Source organism: Brevibacillus sp. HB1.1, from assembly GCF_013332445.1.
In the GTDB taxonomy this organism is placed as follows: Bacteria; Bacillota; Bacilli; order Brevibacillales; family Brevibacillaceae; genus Brevibacillus; species Brevibacillus porteri.
In genome coordinates, this window is sequence record NZ_JABMIV010000004.1 from 371,652 (window position 1) to 388,531 (window position 16,880).

Sequence of the window (16,880 nt, forward strand, 5' to 3'; positions counted from 1 at the left end):
TTACTTGCTCAAGTTAACAAGGAATAAGCTGATTTCAGGAATGTAAGTGATGAGCATCAAGTCGACGATCATGATGACCAAAAACGGGATCACCGCTCGCTCAATCTCCGTATTCTGGAGCTTCGCAATATTTCCTGCTACCAACAAATTGATCCCAACCGGTGGAGTCAGCATACCAATCGCAGAGTTGACGACCATGATCACCCCGAATAGCACCGGATCAATGCCCAAAGAATTCGTGATCGGCAGCAGGATCGGTGTCAGGAGAATGATCGTAACCGCCGTTTCCATAAACGTCCCCAAAATGAGCAGCAAGATGTTAATAATGAGCAACGTGATGATCGTACTATCGGTAATCCCCAGCATGAATTGTGCAATTTCCTGCGGGATGTTTTCCCTCGTCATCAGGTAGCCAAATGCATTGGCGGTAGCGATAATCAGCATGATGACCGCTGTCATGCTGGCAGAGCCCGCGAATATTTCCCCTAAGTCCTTCCACTTGATCTCCCGGTAGACGAAAAGACCGACGACCAGACCGTAAATCACGGCTACCACTGCCGCTTCTGTCGGAGTAAAGATAGCTCCGTATATACCACCAAGAATAATGATCGGCATGAGTATCGCCAAAATGGCGTCCTTGAATGCCTCCCATATCTCTTTGGGCGTATGCTTCTCTCCGCCACCCCAGCCGTTTTTCTTACTGATCCAATACGAGTACAGGATCAACGAAATCGCTACGAGAATGCCCGGCCCGATCCCGGCAATAAACAAGTCGCTAATCGAAGCACTCGCTGCTACCCCATATAAAACCATCGGCACACTCGGAGGGATCATGACACCGATCGTTCCACCTGTTGCATGCAAGGCCGCAGAAAACCGGACATCATACCCTTTTTTGACCATGTGCGGGATCAAAATTCCCCCTACTGCTGCTGTTGTCGCGGCAGAAGAACCCGATATCGCTGCAAAAAAGGTACACCCCATAACCGCCACGATTGCCAATCCTCCAGGCAGATTTCCGACAATCGTATTCGCAAAACGAATCAGCCTAGCCGAGATTCCGCCTGTTTCCATCAATTTTCCTGCCAAGAGGAAGAACGGGATCGCCATCAGCGGGAAGGAATCTGTCCCGTTGAACATTTTTTGAATGACAACCAGAAGAGGGATGTTTCCCTCCAGCATAAACACGACAACGACAGATAACCCCAGTGCCACCCCAATCGGTACGTTCAGGATCAGGAGCACCAACAGTGTTACAAACAAAATCGTACCCACAATCTGGTCACTCCTTCCCGGTAATGTCTTTCCATGTCACATGGATCACGTTCATGATGAGTAAGGCACCGCTGATCGGAATCACCATGTATACATACCCCATGGGAACGAGCAGAGTGGGTGAGGTTTGTGTCATGCTTCTCGCAGATAACAAGTAGCCTTGCTGAACCATGACGAGAAAGAAGACGAGACTACACAAAGCGGCAATAACCAGCACCACCTTGTTCATGCGAGGAGACAAGTACTTTTGAATGTATTCCGTACCGATGTGTGCTTTGATCGACATCGCGTATGCTGAGCCTAGAAACGTAATCCAGATTAGCAAATACCGAGCCACTTCTTCCGTCCAGGCCAAGGGCTGGTCGAGCAAAAAACGGAATAGCACCTGCAGGAAGACAGCGATCACCATAATAGCTAGAAGGGCAATGATGAAAAAACGAAGGATGCTGTTTATTTTGGAAACAAGGTTGCCCACACACAATCTCCTTTCGCAGGAAAAAGGGGAGAAAAGCCAGACTGGCTCGTCTCCCTTCTGCCGTTTATTTTGTATTTACAATTTGATCCACCAGCTCTTTGCCAAACTGCCCGGAAAATTTGTCGTAGACAGGCTTCATCGCATCGCGGAAAGCTTGCTTATCAACGTCCTCGGTAATGACTACACCTTTTGCTTTAATATTGGAAATGGCCTCTTCTTCCATCTTGATCATCAACTCGCGCTCATACTGACCCGCTTTTTTGGCTTCCTCTGCAAGAAGTTGCTGGACATCTGCCGGGAGCTTATCCCATACAGGCTTGCTGAACAAGATCATCGCCGCGGAGTACACATGTCCGGTCAAGGCCATTTGTGTTTGTTTGGATTCATATAGCTTGTAGGTCTGTGCGACAATCGCCGGATTTTCCTGGGCATCGACGACTCCTTGTTGCAGTGCCGTCAGTGCCTCTGTCCAAGCCATTGGGGTCGGCTTCGCTCCCAATGCTTCGAATGCAGCCAGATGGATCGGGTTTTCCTGCGTGCGTATCTTCAACCCTGCCACATCCTCTGGCTTCTTGATCACCTTCGAGCCGTTTGTAATATGGCGGAAGCCGTTTTCAGCCCAAGCCAGCCCGACCAGATTGGCGTTTTCCAAATCCTTGAGGATGTCCTGCCCGACTTGTCCGTCGAGTACCTTGTACGCCTGCTCACGGCTATCAAACAAGAATGGGAGATCCAACACACCCAGCTTCGGATGGAAGTTCATCACGGGCGCAGTCGAGGTAATCGACATATCCGCCGTTCCAAAGGTCAGCGCCTCTGTCAATTCACGCTCCGCTCCTAGCTGGCTCAGCGGATACACCTCGATTTTCACTTTTCCGTTCGATCGCTTGTCGACATCCTCGGCCATTTTTTTCAATGCCAAATGGTATGGATGATCCTCCGTCAGTGAATGCCCTGCTTTGAACACATAGCTTTGGCCGTCACTTTTCGGTGCTTCTGTCCCCCCGGCTTGTCTCGCAGGCGGGGCAGTCTGTTGACCGCCTCCTCCTCCACATGCCGCCAGAAATAAAGACACAGACATGATGCTCGCTAGCACGAAGCTCCCCTTCTTCCGAAACATGCGATAGTACCCCCTGTTGATTCTTTTGTTTTTTAAATAATATGAAAATTTAGTTCATTTTACTAGATCCCTCTTCCACCGTCTACATTCATGACCTCGCCCGTGACAATTTTGGATAGATCAGAAGCCAAATAGAGGGCCGCCTGCGCGATATCCTCTGGCTGAATCAACATGCCCAATGGAACACTGCTGATGAAAATATCTTTTTTCCCGGACTCTACCTCCGCTTCATCTCCATTGATAAACTTACCGAGCATCGGCGTCTCTGCCGGACCTGGATTGATGACATTGACCCGGATTTGAAAAGGAGCGAGCTCAATCGCCAGTGCCTTGCTCAACATGATAGCGGCCCCCTTGGACGCGCAATACGCATTCAGCCCCGGACGGGCGCGAATCCCGGCAATCGAAGCGATATTGATGATGATGCCTTTCCCCTTCTCCTTCATGTGGGGAACCGCATGCCTTGTCGTCAAAAAGATCGACTTCGTGTTCACAGACATGATGCGATCCCACTGCTCCAAAGTCAGCTCCTCAATGGGGGTAAACGCTTGGGGAACACCCGCGCAGTTGACCAGGACATCAATCGATCCGTACACTTCGAGCGTTTCCTTTACGAGTGCAGTAACGCTAGTATCGTCTGCCACATCCGTTTGCACCGCATGACCTTTCCCTTGTGGCAGCTCTTGAGCGACCGCTACTGCCACCTCTTTGTTCAAATCAGCCAGGATGACGTTGGCTCCCTCGTCCGCAAAAAACTTCGCAATGGCCTTGCCCATTCCTGACGCCGCCCCTGTTACAATCGCCGTTTTTCCTTGCAGAAGTTCCCCGCTCATAGGTTGATCACCACCATTCGCTCTTCTGTCATCTCTTCGACTGCGTAACGCGGGCCTTCCTTGCCCAGTCCGCTGTTTTTAACTCCGCCGTATGGCATGACGTCATTACGATAGGTCGATACGTCGTTGATCACCACACCACCATACTCCAGCACCCGTGCCGCTTTCATCGCGATGTTCAAATCACGGGTAAAAATCCCCGCCTGCAAGCCGTACTCCGAATCGTTGGCTTGGGCAAACGCGTCATCGAGATTACTGTACGGAATGATCGTAACGACGGGCGCGAACACTTCCCGGCAAACCACCTTCATCTCTGGCCTTGTATCCACCAACACAGCCGGATAGAAGAGAGCTCCTTCCCGTTTGACAGGCAAGAGCGATCTGGCCCCTTGGCTAATCGCTTCCTGTACCCATTCCTCAGTACGACTCGCTTCTTTTTCACTGATCATCGGTCCGACATCCGTCTCCGGGTCTTCCGGGTTGCCTACCTTCAACTGATGGACATGTGAGATATACAAGTCACTGAACGCCTGCATAACCGATTCATGTACGTAAATGCGCTGGACAGCAATGCACGCCTGACCGGCATTGTGAAAGCTGCGGGCGGCTGTTTGACGGGCTGCCAGCTCCAAATCTGCATCGAGGTGCACGATATTGGGAGAGTTGTTGCCCAGCTCCAGCGCAACGGGACGCATGCCACTTCGCTCCTTGATGCGACGACCGACTTCTCCTGACCCGGTAAAGGTGTACATGGCAATGCGCTCTTCATCCAGCAGCCATTCCCCTACCTGACTGCCTGCCCCCGTCACGATATTTACATAGCCTTTTGGCAAGCCCGCTTCCTCCAGGATCTCCACCAATAGAAAGGTTGCGATAGGTGTGACTGTAGCTGGTTTAACCACCAGCGTATTTCCTGCGGCTAGCGCTGGCGCAATCTTGTGCGTGCTGAGTAGCAAGGGGTAGTTAAACGGCGTAATGGCACCGATCACTCCCTTTGGCACCCGAATGGTAAAGCCCAGACGGTTTTCCGAGCCTTCTGTTGCTTGCAGCGGAATCATTTCCCCGTGAATCTTCTTGGCTTCCTCTGCCGACAAGCGCAGTGTATTGATCGTCCGATCCAGCTCATTCATCGCATCCTTGCGCGTTTTGCCCACTTCGCAAATCAAGGATCGCTCCATCTCGTCCCGACGTTCCTCCATTAGCTCAGAGGCTTTCAGCAAGATTTTGTATCGTTGAAAAGGGGTCAATTTGTCCGTCTTAAACGTCTCCCACGCAGCTTCCACCGCTTCTGTTACATGCTGCTGTTCAGCCTTGGCAATATGCGCGATGCACTCGCCTGTGTATTTGTGAAGGACGGGAATGTAGCTCTCGGCTTTCACCCAGTCTCCACCGATGTACAAATCATACGATCTCGCTTCCATGTCCTCTTCCTCCCTTATATTTATCTCGTTGTTTGATAGATGTGGCGAACGATTTCGTCTCCCAACTCTTTTGTTGTCGCCGTCCCCCCAAGATCAGGAGTGAGCACCTTGCCATCTTGCAGCACGTTTTCGATCGCGTTCATGATGACAGCACTGAGCTCTGGCAGATCGAGATGATCCATCATCATGGCGAGGCTCCATACTTGTGCGATCGGATTGGCGATTCCTTTCCCCGCGATATCTGGCGCAGAGCCGTGAATGGGCTCAAACATGGATGGATACTTGCGCTCCGGATTGATATTCGCGGACGGAGCCAAGCCCAACCCACCAACGATCGCCGCCCCGAGATCGGTCAAAATGTCTCCAAACAAATTGCTCGCGACAACGACGTCAAACGTTTCTGGTCGTGTGATGAAATACGCAGCAAGTGCGTCGATATGATACAGATTGGTCTGGATACCTGGGTATTCCTGACTGACTTCCTTTACGATCTCATCCCAAAATGGCATGGAGTGGTTAATGCCGTTGGACTTCGTAGCCGCGGTCACGCTCTTTTTCGAACGTTTTTCCGCTAGTGCGTAAGCGTATTTAAGGATGCGCTCTGTGCCGTACCGGGTAAATACATTGTTTTGCACCGCCATTTCGTACGGTGTACCTTGGTGCATGCGCCCACCCATATTGGAGTACTCACCCTCTGTATTCTCCCGCACCACGACGAAATCGAGATCGGCATGACCCTTATAGCGAAGCGGGCTTTCCAGACCTTTGAGCAGCTTGACCGGGCGAAGGTTCACATACTGCTGGAATGCTCGGCGAATCGGCAAAATCAGCTCCCACACAGAGACATGATCAGGAACCTCGAGTGCCCCTATCGCACCAAGCAGAATCAAATCATAGTCTTTTAAAATAGGGAGTCCATTCTCCGGCATCATTTTGCCGTGTTGGAGATAGTAGCTACAGTTCCAATCCATGACATCACGAGCAAACCGAATGCCACCGTGACTCTCTTCTATGGCTCCCAACACCTTCAGGCCTTCTTCCATGACCTCGGGACCGATTCCATCTCCTGGAATTACTGCAATGGAATAGTGAAGCAACAGTCTCCCTCCTAAAAATCTAAATTTTTCGACTTTATGCAGCACTATTCACTTGCATGATTAATGCCAAGCTCCGGATCATGCACCCTGACCGCATAAAAGTCTTTCTTCTGTTCCTCTCCATGCATCACTCATCTGGTGACATGGCAAAACAACGCAACAAAATGTTGCAACACGCATTGCAACATTTGTTCTCGCCAAGCTATACCGTTTCATCCATTATGACTCTTCCTGATGGATCGGTTCCCCAATCTGGTATTCTTCTATTTTGCGGTACAAGGTATTTCGACCGATTTGCAGCATTTTGGCCGCCTTGCTGACATTACCGCCACTTTTTTCGAGTGCCTTTTCGATCGCTTTTCTCTCTGTTTCACGCAACGAAGGAATGGCTTGATCCGAAGACTCACGCGTATCGGCTTCCATCAATCCCTCCAGCTGGATGTGATCGCAATCAATGATGTCCCCCTCTGCCAAAAACACCGCTTGAATCAGCACGCCTTGCAGTTCCCGGATATTGCCCGGCCACGCATAAGCACACAGCTTATCCTGCGCCTCGGTGGTCAGTATGTACGGTTGTTCTGTGTCGATCTGCTGCAATAAATGCTCCGCCACCTGGATGATATCACTGCGCTTTTTCAACGACGGCAAATGAATGGAGACCCCTTTGAGCCGGTAGTACAGGTCAGCCCGAAAACGTCCCGCCTTGATCTCCTCTGACAGGTTTCGATGCGTAGCGGAAATGATCCGTGCATAAATGGGGCGGGATTGATTGCTCCCCACAGGGGTGACGACCTTTTCCTGCAAAACGCGCAGAAGTGCCGCTTGCGCACGCAAAGACATATCCCCGATCTCATCCAAAAAGATCGTGCCTTTTTTCGCCGCTTCAAACTTTCCGATTCTTCCTTCCCGATGTGCCCCTGTGAATGACCCACTTTCATATCCAAACAATTCGCTCTCGATCAAATTTTCTGGAATCGAACTGCAATTCACTGCGATAAAAGGCTCATGCGCGCGCGGACCTGTCTCATGGACCATTTGAGCGAACATCTCTTTTCCCGTACCGCTTTCCCCCAAAATGATCACAGGAAAATCAACCTGTGCTGCCTTTTGTCCGAGCATCTTCGCCTGCAAGAAGAGCGGGCATGACCCAGCTAGACGCGGAAATGGTTTCAGCTGTGCTTTGGGTGCCGCAGACCAAAAGCGTAGGCGATGATCTTTCACATTGCGACTGGCACGCTCTTGCTCCGCACTTACTCTCGTTCCCAAGGCTTCCGCTCCGAGCTGCTGTTGCGCAGCCTCATTTAAGCCCACGATACGCTCGTCCCGATCCAAGCCGACGAGTGCCAGCATTTCTCGATCGTCTCCTCGGCTTGATGAGGCTGGTAAGGCAATCACGCGCTCCGCATCTGATAACAAAAAGCGGTTTTGCAGAGCCTCTGCGATCATGCAAGCAATGGTTAGGGCAAACGGATGGGAATATTCTTTACGCGTACTAATGTCAATGATGCCCAACAGCTCACCCGCAGGTGAAAAAATTGGTGCCGCTGAGCATGTAAGAAAGCGATTTTCCAAGAAGTAGTGTTGCTCTCCCTGTACCTGAATCGGCTGTTGTGCGATTAGGGCTGTCCCAATCGCATTGGTTCCTTTGTAGTCTTCTGTCCAATTCGCTCCGATTTGTAGCTGTACTTTTTGTGCCTGGTTGGCGAAGACCGGGTCCCCGATCGTTTGAATAATATTTCCTTCCCGGTCAGACAAGAGTGCGATGTGCTCTGTCGATAACAAAAAGGGAGCAAGCTTGTTCAAAAGCGGGAGACTTTCACGAATCAGAGGGTGATTATCTTGAATGATTTCTTTGATTCGTCGGGCAGAAATGATTTGATCATTGGCCTTCTCCGTAACCTTGAGGTTCGATTCCTGACAGCGCTTCCAAGATTGCTGAACAATCGTCGACAACACGATTCCCTCCCCCAAAAATCATTCCTTCTCAGTATAACATGAGAGTCTTTGCTATAGAAAAAACCAGTCGAACCACGAGCACATTTGTCCGACAGATACCCACCCTTTTGTCCCAATACGGAACACAACATGATCCATTATGGAACAATTTCTCCCCTCATCCGCTCAAGAAAACGCTGTCATTTCGAGCTTTTTCACGTTGGTACGAGACTTGCTTTTAGAGAGGGCTGTAAAGAAATATGTGATATATGAGGAGGCGCTCGCAATGATCTATGCTCAGCCCGGCCAAGCCGGTTCCAAGGTGACGTTCAAAAATCGTTATGAAAACTACATCGGGGGTAATTGGGTTCCGCCAGTGAAAGGTGAGTATTTCGAAAACGTGTCACCTGTAAATGGCAAGGTCTTTTGCGAGGTAGCCCGTTCGACAGCCGATGATATTGAGCTGGCACTGGACGCTGCCCATGAGGCAAAAGACGCGTGGGGTCGTACCTCTGTTGCACAGCGCGCGAATATTTTGTTAAGAATCGCAGATCGCATGGAAGCCAATCTGGAGATGCTGGCAAACGCAGAGACGTGGGAAAACGGCAAGCCCGTTCGCGAAACGCTCGCGGCCGACATCCCGCTGGCGATTGACCATTTCCGTTACTTCGCCGGAGCGATCCGCGCGCAAGAAAGTACACTCGCTGAAATCGATAACGATACGGTCGCTTATCATTTCCATGAGCCACTCGGTGTCGTTGGTCAAATTATTCCGTGGAACTTCCCACTCCTCATGGCTACATGGAAGCTGGCTCCAGCCTTGGCTGCGGGCAACTGCGTCGTCCTCAAGCCAGCGGAGCAAACACCTGCATCCATCATGGTGCTGATGGAGCTGATTGGCGACCTGCTCCCTCCTGGCGTCATTAACGTAGTCAACGGCTTCGGTCTGGAAGCGGGTAAACCACTTGCATCCAGCAATCGCATCGCGAAAATCGCCTTTACGGGTGAAACGACGACAGGGCGCTTGATCATGCAGTACGCTTCCCAAAATATCATTCCGGTGACGCTGGAGCTGGGCGGAAAATCACCAAACATCTTCTTCTCGGATGTGGCTGCAAATGACGATGCCTTCTTTAACAAAGCCATTGAAGGATTTGTACTGTTTGCGCTCAACCAAGGCGAGGTTTGCACATGCCCATCCCGTGCGCTCATTCACGAAAGCATTTACGACCAATTCATGGAGCGTGCCCTGCAACGCGTAGCCAATATCAAGCAAGGAAATCCGCTCGATACGGATACGATGATCGGCGCGCAAGCTTCCTTGGAGCAGGTAGAAAAAATCCTCTCCTATCTGGATATCGGTAAACAAGAAGGAGCCGAATGCCTGATTGGCGGAGCTCGTGCACAGCTTGCAGGTGATCTCGAGGGCGGTTACTACATCCAGCCAACAGTCTTTAAAGGTCACAACAAGATGCGCATCTTCCAAGAGGAAATCTTCGGTCCGGTCGTCTCCGTAACGACCTTCAAGGATACAGAAGAAGCACTCACCATGGCAAATGACACGCTATATGGCTTGGGTGCCGGTGTATGGACCCGCGACACGAACACAGCCTACCGCATGGGCCGCGAAATTCAGGCTGGTCGTGTATGGACCAACTGCTACCACGCTTACCCGGCTCACGCAGCGTTTGGCGGCTACAAAATGTCCGGTATTGGTCGCGAGACACACAAAATGATGCTGTCTCACTACCAACAAACGAAAAACCTGCTGGTCAGCTACAGCGATCAAGCTCTGGGCTTCTTTTGATCCATGAGCCAGCCAGAAAAAGTGCTCGCGACAGATGCTGCACTGGCACTAATTGAACGGCTTCGCGCCAAGCACGGTGACCTGATGTTTCATCAGTCAGGGGGCTGCTGCGATGGCAGCTCCCCCATGTGTTACCCGCTCGGAGAATTTCTCGTGGGTGAGCAGGACGTCCTGTTGGGCGAAATCGGTGGATGCCCGTTCTACATGGGCAAAGCGCAGTACGAGTATTGGAAGCATACGCAGCTCATCATTGACGTCGTGAATGGGCGTGGCGGAATGTTTTCGCTGGAAGGACCTGAGGGGGTACGCTTCCTCACACGTTCACGGGTATTTTCAGACATGGAACCGGAATAAAAGAAAGACCGCTCCTGCCTTTTTGCTGGCTGGAGCGGTCTTTTTTTGTTTGGATGACTATCTCGATTTTTTGTGAGAGGTACGTTTTGCAGGAGCATTGCTTGCTCGATTGCCTTGTTTTGCATTCGAGCGTGCTGAGCCGCGTTGAGCAGCTACTGGCTTGCCCTTGGAATTGCTCGATTTGCGTTCGAACCCACCTGTTGCTCGGTTGCCATCCTTTGGCTTGCGATCAAAGCCACCTGTTGTTGCTCGTTTACCATCCTTTGGTTTGTACTCAAAGCCACCTGTTGTTGCTCGGTTACCGTCCTTCGGCTTGCGCTCGAACCCGCCTGCTGCACGGTCTCTGCCTTTCGCCTTGCTCTCAAAGCGACCTTCTACGCGTTCACGTTTCCCTGAATTACGCTCAGAACTGCCGCCTTTTGATTGACGTCTTCCATCTCCATCACGACGCTCTCTAGAGCCTTGCTGTCTTCCTTCAGCGGACTTTCCTTTCCCTCTTGCCTCTCTGCCCTGCTTGTCCCCACGCCGATCTGTTTTCTCGGCTCGCTCCCTCTCAGGCTTTTGCTTTTTCTGATCGCCCGACTCTCCACGATCCATTTCACGCCGCTCCAGAGACAGATTGATCCCTTCTTCAATCTCCCTGAGCTGCCCCCAATCCTTCGCCGCTACCAAGGTAAAAGCGGTCCCTTTTTCCTTGGCTCGCCCCGTTCTGCCAATCCGGTGTATATAGCTGTCCACATCTTCCGGGATATCATAATTGAAAACGTGCGTGACTCCCTCGACATCAAGCCCACGCGCTGCCACATCAGTTGCGACCAAATACTGAATCCTAGCCTCGCGGAATCGCTTCATGACATCCTCGCGCTTCGCCTGTGACAAATCGCCGTGCAGCTCGTCAGACATATAATCGAGACCTTGCAGCTCTGCATTTAACTTACTGGCTCTGCGCTTTGTTCGGCAAAAGATCACCGCCAGAAACGGCCGTTGTTCATCCAGCAGACGGCACAGTGTAGCTTGCTTCGCACGATCTGTGGTCTCCACTGCAATTTGGCGAATATCGTCTAACGTAATTCGCTTGCCCTGCACTTTGATATTTTCCGGCTTTTGCATAAAGCGCTTCGCAAGTGCTTGCACCTGCTCAGACATGGTGGCCGAAAACAGCAAGGTCTGTTTTTCAAAAGGCGTATTTGCCATAATATCTTCTACCTCAGGCAAAAAACCCATATGAAGCATTTGGTCCGCCTCATCCAGGACAAACATCGAAACCTGCGATAAATCAATCGTCCCTCTTCGCAGGTGATCCAGCAAACGTCCTGGTGTCGCAATGACCACATGTATTTTTCCTTTCAGCTTTCTCAGTTGCTGATTGACATCTTGTCCACCATAAACCGCGAGTACTTGGATGTCTTCCAGCTTTTCCGTCAGCTTCTTTACCTCTGCCGTAATTTGCAAGGCAAGCTCCCGCGTAGGGGTAAGAATCAACGCCTGAACATGCGTCGCTTGTGGATCCGCTTTTTCCAAGATCGGCAGGACAAATGCGAGTGTCTTCCCGGTTCCCGTCTGCGCTTGCGCGATTACGTCTTTTCCTTCCAGCACAACAGGAATTGCTTTTTCCTGAATCGGTGTAGGCTCGTTAATCCCGTTTGCTTGCAGAGCATCTATCAGTTCCTTATGTATTCCCAATCTCAAAAAATCAGTCAGTTTCGCCATCTCCATTCATAAATCGATCCGTTATTACTTCGTACATACTGCCATGCCTATAAAGTATCGCACACCATCGCGGGGTGTTTTTTCAAACGTAACGCCTCTCTGATAGTACATATCCACGTCAGAATAGCGTACAAACAGCTCCGCGAACTCTTCCGGCGTCAACTGATGAACATGGAAGGCCTCACTCGTCTGCATGCCCCGTCCTCTGCCAAAGGGACTGGACAGCACAAGCGTACCACCTGGTTTCAGCATCCGATACAAGTTATCCATAAACTGCAAATCGTCTGCGACATGCTCAATCGTCTCAAAGCTCAAAATCGTATCAAACAACCCCAATTGCTCGGGAAGCGTTGGATCAAGCGCGTCACCCTGCTGATACGTAATCTTTTGATGGTTGTATTCCCGATTGGCATACAATATCGTTGCCTCATCGTTGTCGACTCCGATCAGTTCTGTCAGCTCTCGTTTTCGATCCTTTGCGATCATATGACATCCATAGCCGGTACCGCAAGCGATATCCAGCACTCGACCTTTTACATAAGGCGCAGCAAAATAATATCTGGCTATATGCTCCAGCAGCATGCCATTCGTAGGTTTTAATAGCTTGGGGATAATTCTCTCCCCGGTCCATTCCAGCAAAGCCATCACCAATTTTCTCGTATTCTTCCTCACATCTTACCTTATTTATCGACTTGATCCTATCAGCTAGCTTTTCCTGAACGCGGTTTATTAAGAAATTTGTAAGACATTTCATTACTGTTTTGTTAGAGCTGGGCGTTAAGATAGTACCATGAATGCATTCATAAGGTGGGACGAATCATGACCAAATATCAAGTCCTCGTAGTCGACGACGAGGCTGAAATCCGCGACGCAATCGAAATCTATCTCAAAAATGAATCCATGACCGTATTCAAGGCTAGCAATGGACTGGAAGCGTTGGAAGTACTGGAGAATGAAGAGATCCATCTCATCCTGATGGACATCATGATGCCAAAAATGGACGGAATGACCGCCACCTTTCAAATTCGCCAGAAAAAAAACATCCCGATCATCATGCTGTCTGCCAAGTCAGAGGATACCGATAAAATCCTCGGACTCAATATCGGTGCCGATGACTATGTGACGAAGCCTTTTAATCCCTTGGAGCTCATCGCCAGAGTCAAATCTCAGTTAAGACGTTTTACCAATCTGGGAAGCGCTCAAATGACAGAAGATGAGATTCAGGTGCGCGGCTTGACCTTGAACAAAAGCACAAAAAATGTAGCGATTGACGGTAACGAGGTCAGGCTGACGGCTACCGAGTACAAAATTTTGGAGCTGTTAATGGAAAATAAGGGTCGGGTGTTTTCGATCGAGGACATTTATGAACGGGTCTGGAGAGAGCCTTATATGAACGCGGAAAACACGGTGGCCGTCCACGTGAGACGCATTCGGGAAAAAATAGAGATCAACCCGAAGGAACCTAAATACTTGAAGGTGGTATGGGGAATTGGATACAAAATCGAAAAATAAACGCTTTGCGGTGCCCGTGCTCATTGTTATGATCGTGAGTATTTCGCTCGCTCTCCTGACGATGGCTGATCTGTACCATAAACGCGAGAACCTCCAAGAGGATAATTACTTTCAAAGCTCAGGCTTTAATCGTGAATTAGAGACATTTGCCGAGCTGGTGAAGAACGTTCATGTAGATTATGCAGATTACACTCCAGGAAAGCTCGACGAGAAGACTGCGAATCAGCTCAAAAAAGAGCATGAGGAAACCCTCCGGTCGATTAAGGAAGATAACCAGCTCTCGGATATGATAGAACAGGCAAAAAGAGAGCGTGACAACGAGAGAGTCGCTCAATTAACCGAAGAACATTCACGCAGCTTACAAGAAGACATCGCGAGAGCAATGTCGCATTATCAGGAGCAGGTGAACAACAAAATCGCCGAAAGAGATGCAGAGTACGAGGAACGAAAAAACAGCCTCACTCTTCGAAGTGGCTCCTTCAAATACTATGTCACCGATAAAAAGAACAACAAAGCTTACACCAATCTCCCTCAAGAACCTACAGAATGGGAACTGGCCCGATATGCGCGCTATACAATCAACCTCCCGAATACGAACGGGGATCTGGAAAGCATCAATCGCACTTATCAACTGAATCAACTAAGTGGTATCTTTTATGTCCCAAAAGAACCAGACGGATATAGTCAGGTCCACACAGATGCACTTTACTACGATTCCATTCGGGATCGGCTGATTAGCGAGGTTGTCCTGCTCGGGGGCACTCTGCTCATCCTTGCACTCTGCTACTGGTATTTGCCAGTAAGCAAAGCGCTAGAAGTACCGATTGTAGCGAAAAGCCTGGCACTGTTCCGCTTTATCCCGTTGGATATTCGAATGGCGCTGGCGTTCGTACTTGGCTTTACGTATTTCATCATGATCGCGAGCACGCGCTTTTTCTTCTTACCAATTGATGCTGAGCATTTCTTCACCCTTGCGTTCGTTTCGTTGTTTACTGCTTACCTGCTTCTACAATTCATGGAGGCATGGCTTATGTACAACCAACCTGAGAGATTTACGCAGCAGTGGCAAAAGAGTATTTTAGCCAGACAGCGTGTTCTTCTTAAAGAAAGCTACGCCAACCGCGGCATGTTCTTTAAAATATCCACCTTGTTCATCCTGACTGTCATGTTTGGGATGAGTATCGGTTTTGGATTCGTCGGCCTAGTCGAAGGCTCTGGCGCCCTACTGTTTTTTAGCTTCTTGTATGGCATGTTCTACATGGTCGTCGTTTTCCCATACACGCTACGCCGTTTGGGACTGATGAACCGCATCATGCACGGTGCCTCCGAAATGGCGGGGGGAAATCTGAACGCTACGATTCAAAAGGTGAAAAAAGGGAAGTTATCTGATCTCGCGCACTCTCTCAACAACATCACAAAGGGACTCAAGCACGCGATGGAAGAGCAGATGAAAAGCGAGCGCATGAAATCCGAACTGATCACGAATGTCTCCCATGACTTGAAAACACCGCTGACGTCGATTATCAACTACGTGAACCTGCTCAAACAAGAAAATCTGACGCCAGAGGAACGAAAAAACTACGTGGATGTATTGGATCGTAAAGCAGATCGACTGCGCGTTCTCATCGATGACCTGTTTGACGCAGCGAAAATGTCCAGCGGCGCGGTTGAGCTAAATATCGAGCAAGTGAATGTCGCATCCCTGCTCAACCAATCCATTGCAGAATTCAGTGACAAAATCGAGCAATCGACGCTCACCTTCCGCGTAACGACGGAGCAACCAAAGATTGTCGCCCCTCTGGATGGCAAGAAAACGTGGCGCGTATTTGAAAATCTAATCGGCAACGCCCTGAAGTATTCCATGCCGAATACGCGCGTCCTGATTCATTTGGCAGAGACACAGGATGAGGTCATCCTGGCGTTCAAAAATGTCTCCGCCTATGAAATCGACTTTGATGCACAGGAACTGTTTGAACGGTTCAAGCGAGCTGATCAATCCCGACATACCGAAGGCTCTGGCCTCGGCTTGGCTATCGCAAAAAGCATCGTAGAATTGCAAGGCGGCAGGCTGTCGATCGAGATTGATGGCGATTACTTCAAAGTCATGGTCGTATTCCGCAAACACGCGTAAGGATCAAATAGGAAAGCCAGTGCCCGTTCGTCAGGCACTGGCTTTTTTACGTGATTTTCTCCCTGTTAGATGGCAAAGTTCCTTTCAAATAGGGACTCAATCCTTTCAGCCACTTCTTGCTCGTCGGCCCCCTCCACCTCAAACATAATTTCATCTCCGGTCTTTGCCCCCAGAGCCATTACGCTGAGAATGCTTTTTCCATTCGCCTGCTTGTCATTGTAGATCATCTTGACCGACGAGCTGTATTGATTGAGCAGGTTCACCAAGACAGAAGCAGGGCGAGCATGGAGACCTCCACTCACGGCTACTTCCAGATTCATTCGGATCAATTTCACGCCTCCCTTCCTGTCCAAACTCTTACAAAAAAAACTTCTCGATGACTTCTGCTACCCCATGCCGATCGTTCGTTTCCGTGACATGCCGAGCCAGCTGTTTCAGATCATCAGGAGCATTGCCCATTGCCACACCCATTCCGGCGAATTGGAGCATCTCTGCATCATTGTAATTGTCACCTACAGCAACGATCTCGTCAGGCTGAATCGCAAGTCTCTCACTCACTACCGCTAGACCACTTGCTTTGGAGATGCCCACAGGCAATATTTCCAAATTATTCGCGCCCGATGCCGTCACGCGAATCCCCGAAAGCTCGGCTTTCTCCAGCTCTTGTCTTGCTGCCAACAGACGCTTTTCGTCACCCGTGACGAATATTTTCGGAGCACACACTTCATGTTTTCGAACGTATCCGGCTATCAATCGCGAGGCCTGAATTTTGAGCGGGTATTGATTTTTCCAGAGCTGGCGCAGTGTCCAGGCATTTAACAACGGAAACAAGTCCGTCCACTTCCACGTGCGATTCGTGACAGCATAAGACTCATGCAGCAGCATGACATCCAAGCCATGCGATACGAGTATATCTGTCATCCTCGCCGCTATCTCATACGGAATACGCTGTACATACAACACCTGATCCGTCTTGGGATCTGCGACGTATGCGCCATCATGGGAAACAAGTGGTGCGCTGATCTGGAACTGCTGCGCCAACGATTTAGCAGATGGGTATGCCCTGCCAGTTGCCAGTGTGACGTGGACTCCTTGCTTCACTAACTGGGTAATGGCCCGCTCTGTTACTTTGGATAAGGTATGGTTCGACATCAAAATCGTTCCGTCCACATCCAAGGCGAGGAGTTTGTATTTCACACGAGTCCCATCC

At 50.0% G+C, this 16,880-nt stretch carries 15 protein-coding genes; 4 read left to right on the forward strand and 11 right to left on the reverse strand.

Going from position 1 to position 16,880, the window contains the following annotated elements:
- From HPY27_RS14260 to HPY27_RS14290, 7 genes are all read right to left on the reverse strand, one after another.
- On the reverse strand, positions 1–1,275 hold the full coding sequence (locus HPY27_RS14260) for a TRAP transporter large permease (RefSeq protein WP_017252546.1): 1,275 nt from the start codon (positions 1,273–1,275) through the stop codon (positions 1–3).
- A gap of 7 nt (positions 1,276–1,282) precedes the next feature.
- The gene (locus tag HPY27_RS14265) at positions 1,283–1,750 is read right to left on the reverse strand and encodes a TRAP transporter small permease (RefSeq protein ID WP_017252547.1); all 468 of its coding nucleotides are present in this window, start codon (positions 1,748–1,750) and stop codon (positions 1,283–1,285) included.
- Between the two features lie 64 nt (positions 1,751–1,814).
- Positions 1,815–2,870: a TRAP transporter substrate-binding protein gene (locus tag HPY27_RS14270; RefSeq protein ID WP_174225276.1), complete on the reverse strand. Its 1,056-nt coding sequence runs from the start codon at positions 2,868–2,870 to the stop codon at positions 1,815–1,817.
- 62 nt (positions 2,871–2,932) lie between these two features.
- On the reverse strand, positions 2,933–3,703 hold the full coding sequence (locus HPY27_RS14275; RefSeq protein ID WP_174225277.1) for an SDR family oxidoreductase: 771 nt from the start codon (positions 3,701–3,703) through the stop codon (positions 2,933–2,935).
- On the reverse strand, positions 3,700–5,124 hold the full coding sequence (locus tag HPY27_RS14280; protein WP_174225278.1) for an aldehyde dehydrogenase family protein: 1,425 nt from the start codon (positions 5,122–5,124) through the stop codon (positions 3,700–3,702). Before HPY27_RS14280 ends, HPY27_RS14275 begins: the two co-directional genes overlap by 4 nt.
- A 20-nt stretch (positions 5,125–5,144) precedes the next feature.
- On the reverse strand, positions 5,145–6,221 hold the full coding sequence (locus HPY27_RS14285) for a tartrate dehydrogenase (RefSeq protein ID WP_174225279.1): 1,077 nt from the start codon (positions 6,219–6,221) through the stop codon (positions 5,145–5,147).
- 219 nt (positions 6,222–6,440) lie between these two features.
- A complete protein-coding gene (locus HPY27_RS14290) occupies positions 6,441–8,174 on the reverse strand; it encodes a sigma-54-dependent Fis family transcriptional regulator (RefSeq protein ID WP_174225280.1) in 1,734 nt (577 codons plus the stop codon).
- A 268-nt stretch (positions 8,175–8,442) separates the two neighbouring features.
- Here HPY27_RS14290 and adh point away from each other — a divergent pair, with 268 nt between their 5' ends.
- A complete protein-coding gene (adh, locus tag HPY27_RS14295; RefSeq protein WP_174225281.1) occupies positions 8,443–9,963 on the forward strand; it encodes an aldehyde dehydrogenase in 1,521 nt (506 codons plus the stop codon).
- 3 nt (positions 9,964–9,966) lie between these two features.
- Positions 9,967–10,317, forward strand: a complete 351-nt coding sequence (locus HPY27_RS14300; RefSeq protein WP_174225282.1) for a DUF779 domain-containing protein — start codon at positions 9,967–9,969, stop codon at positions 10,315–10,317.
- A 57-nt stretch (positions 10,318–10,374) separates the two neighbouring features.
- Here the strand turns inward: HPY27_RS14300 and HPY27_RS14305 are convergent, their stop codons facing one another.
- Complete coding sequence (locus tag HPY27_RS14305; protein ID WP_174225283.1) at positions 10,375–12,033, reverse strand: DEAD/DEAH box helicase; 1,659 nt, start codon at positions 12,031–12,033, stop codon at positions 10,375–10,377.
- 18 nt (positions 12,034–12,051) lie between these two features.
- Positions 12,052–12,672, reverse strand: coding sequence for a class I SAM-dependent methyltransferase (locus HPY27_RS14310; protein ID WP_174225284.1), 621 nt, complete (start codon positions 12,670–12,672; stop codon positions 12,052–12,054).
- A 174-nt stretch (positions 12,673–12,846) separates the two neighbouring features.
- On the opposite strand from HPY27_RS14310, the gene HPY27_RS14315 reads away from it, so the two are divergent.
- A complete protein-coding gene (locus tag HPY27_RS14315; RefSeq protein WP_173623401.1) occupies positions 12,847–13,539 on the forward strand; it encodes a response regulator transcription factor in 693 nt (230 codons plus the stop codon).
- Positions 13,517–15,670 carry a sensor histidine kinase gene (locus tag HPY27_RS14320; protein WP_174225285.1) on the forward strand — a complete coding sequence of 718 codons (2,154 nt, stop codon included), beginning with the start codon at positions 13,517–13,519 and terminating at the stop codon, positions 15,668–15,670. The genes HPY27_RS14315 and HPY27_RS14320 overlap by 23 nt, the downstream gene beginning before the upstream one ends.
- A gap of 65 nt (positions 15,671–15,735) precedes the next feature.
- Here the strand turns inward: HPY27_RS14320 and HPY27_RS14325 are convergent, their stop codons facing one another.
- Together HPY27_RS14325 and HPY27_RS14330 are read right to left on the reverse strand one after the other, a co-directional pair.
- Positions 15,736–15,999: an HPr family phosphocarrier protein gene (locus HPY27_RS14325; RefSeq protein ID WP_174225322.1), complete on the reverse strand. Its 264-nt coding sequence runs from the start codon at positions 15,997–15,999 to the stop codon at positions 15,736–15,738.
- 28 nt (positions 16,000–16,027) lie between these two features.
- Positions 16,028–16,867, reverse strand: a complete 840-nt coding sequence (locus HPY27_RS14330; protein WP_017252560.1) for a Cof-type HAD-IIB family hydrolase — start codon at positions 16,865–16,867, stop codon at positions 16,028–16,030.
- Positions 16,868–16,880 lie beyond the last annotated feature (13 nt).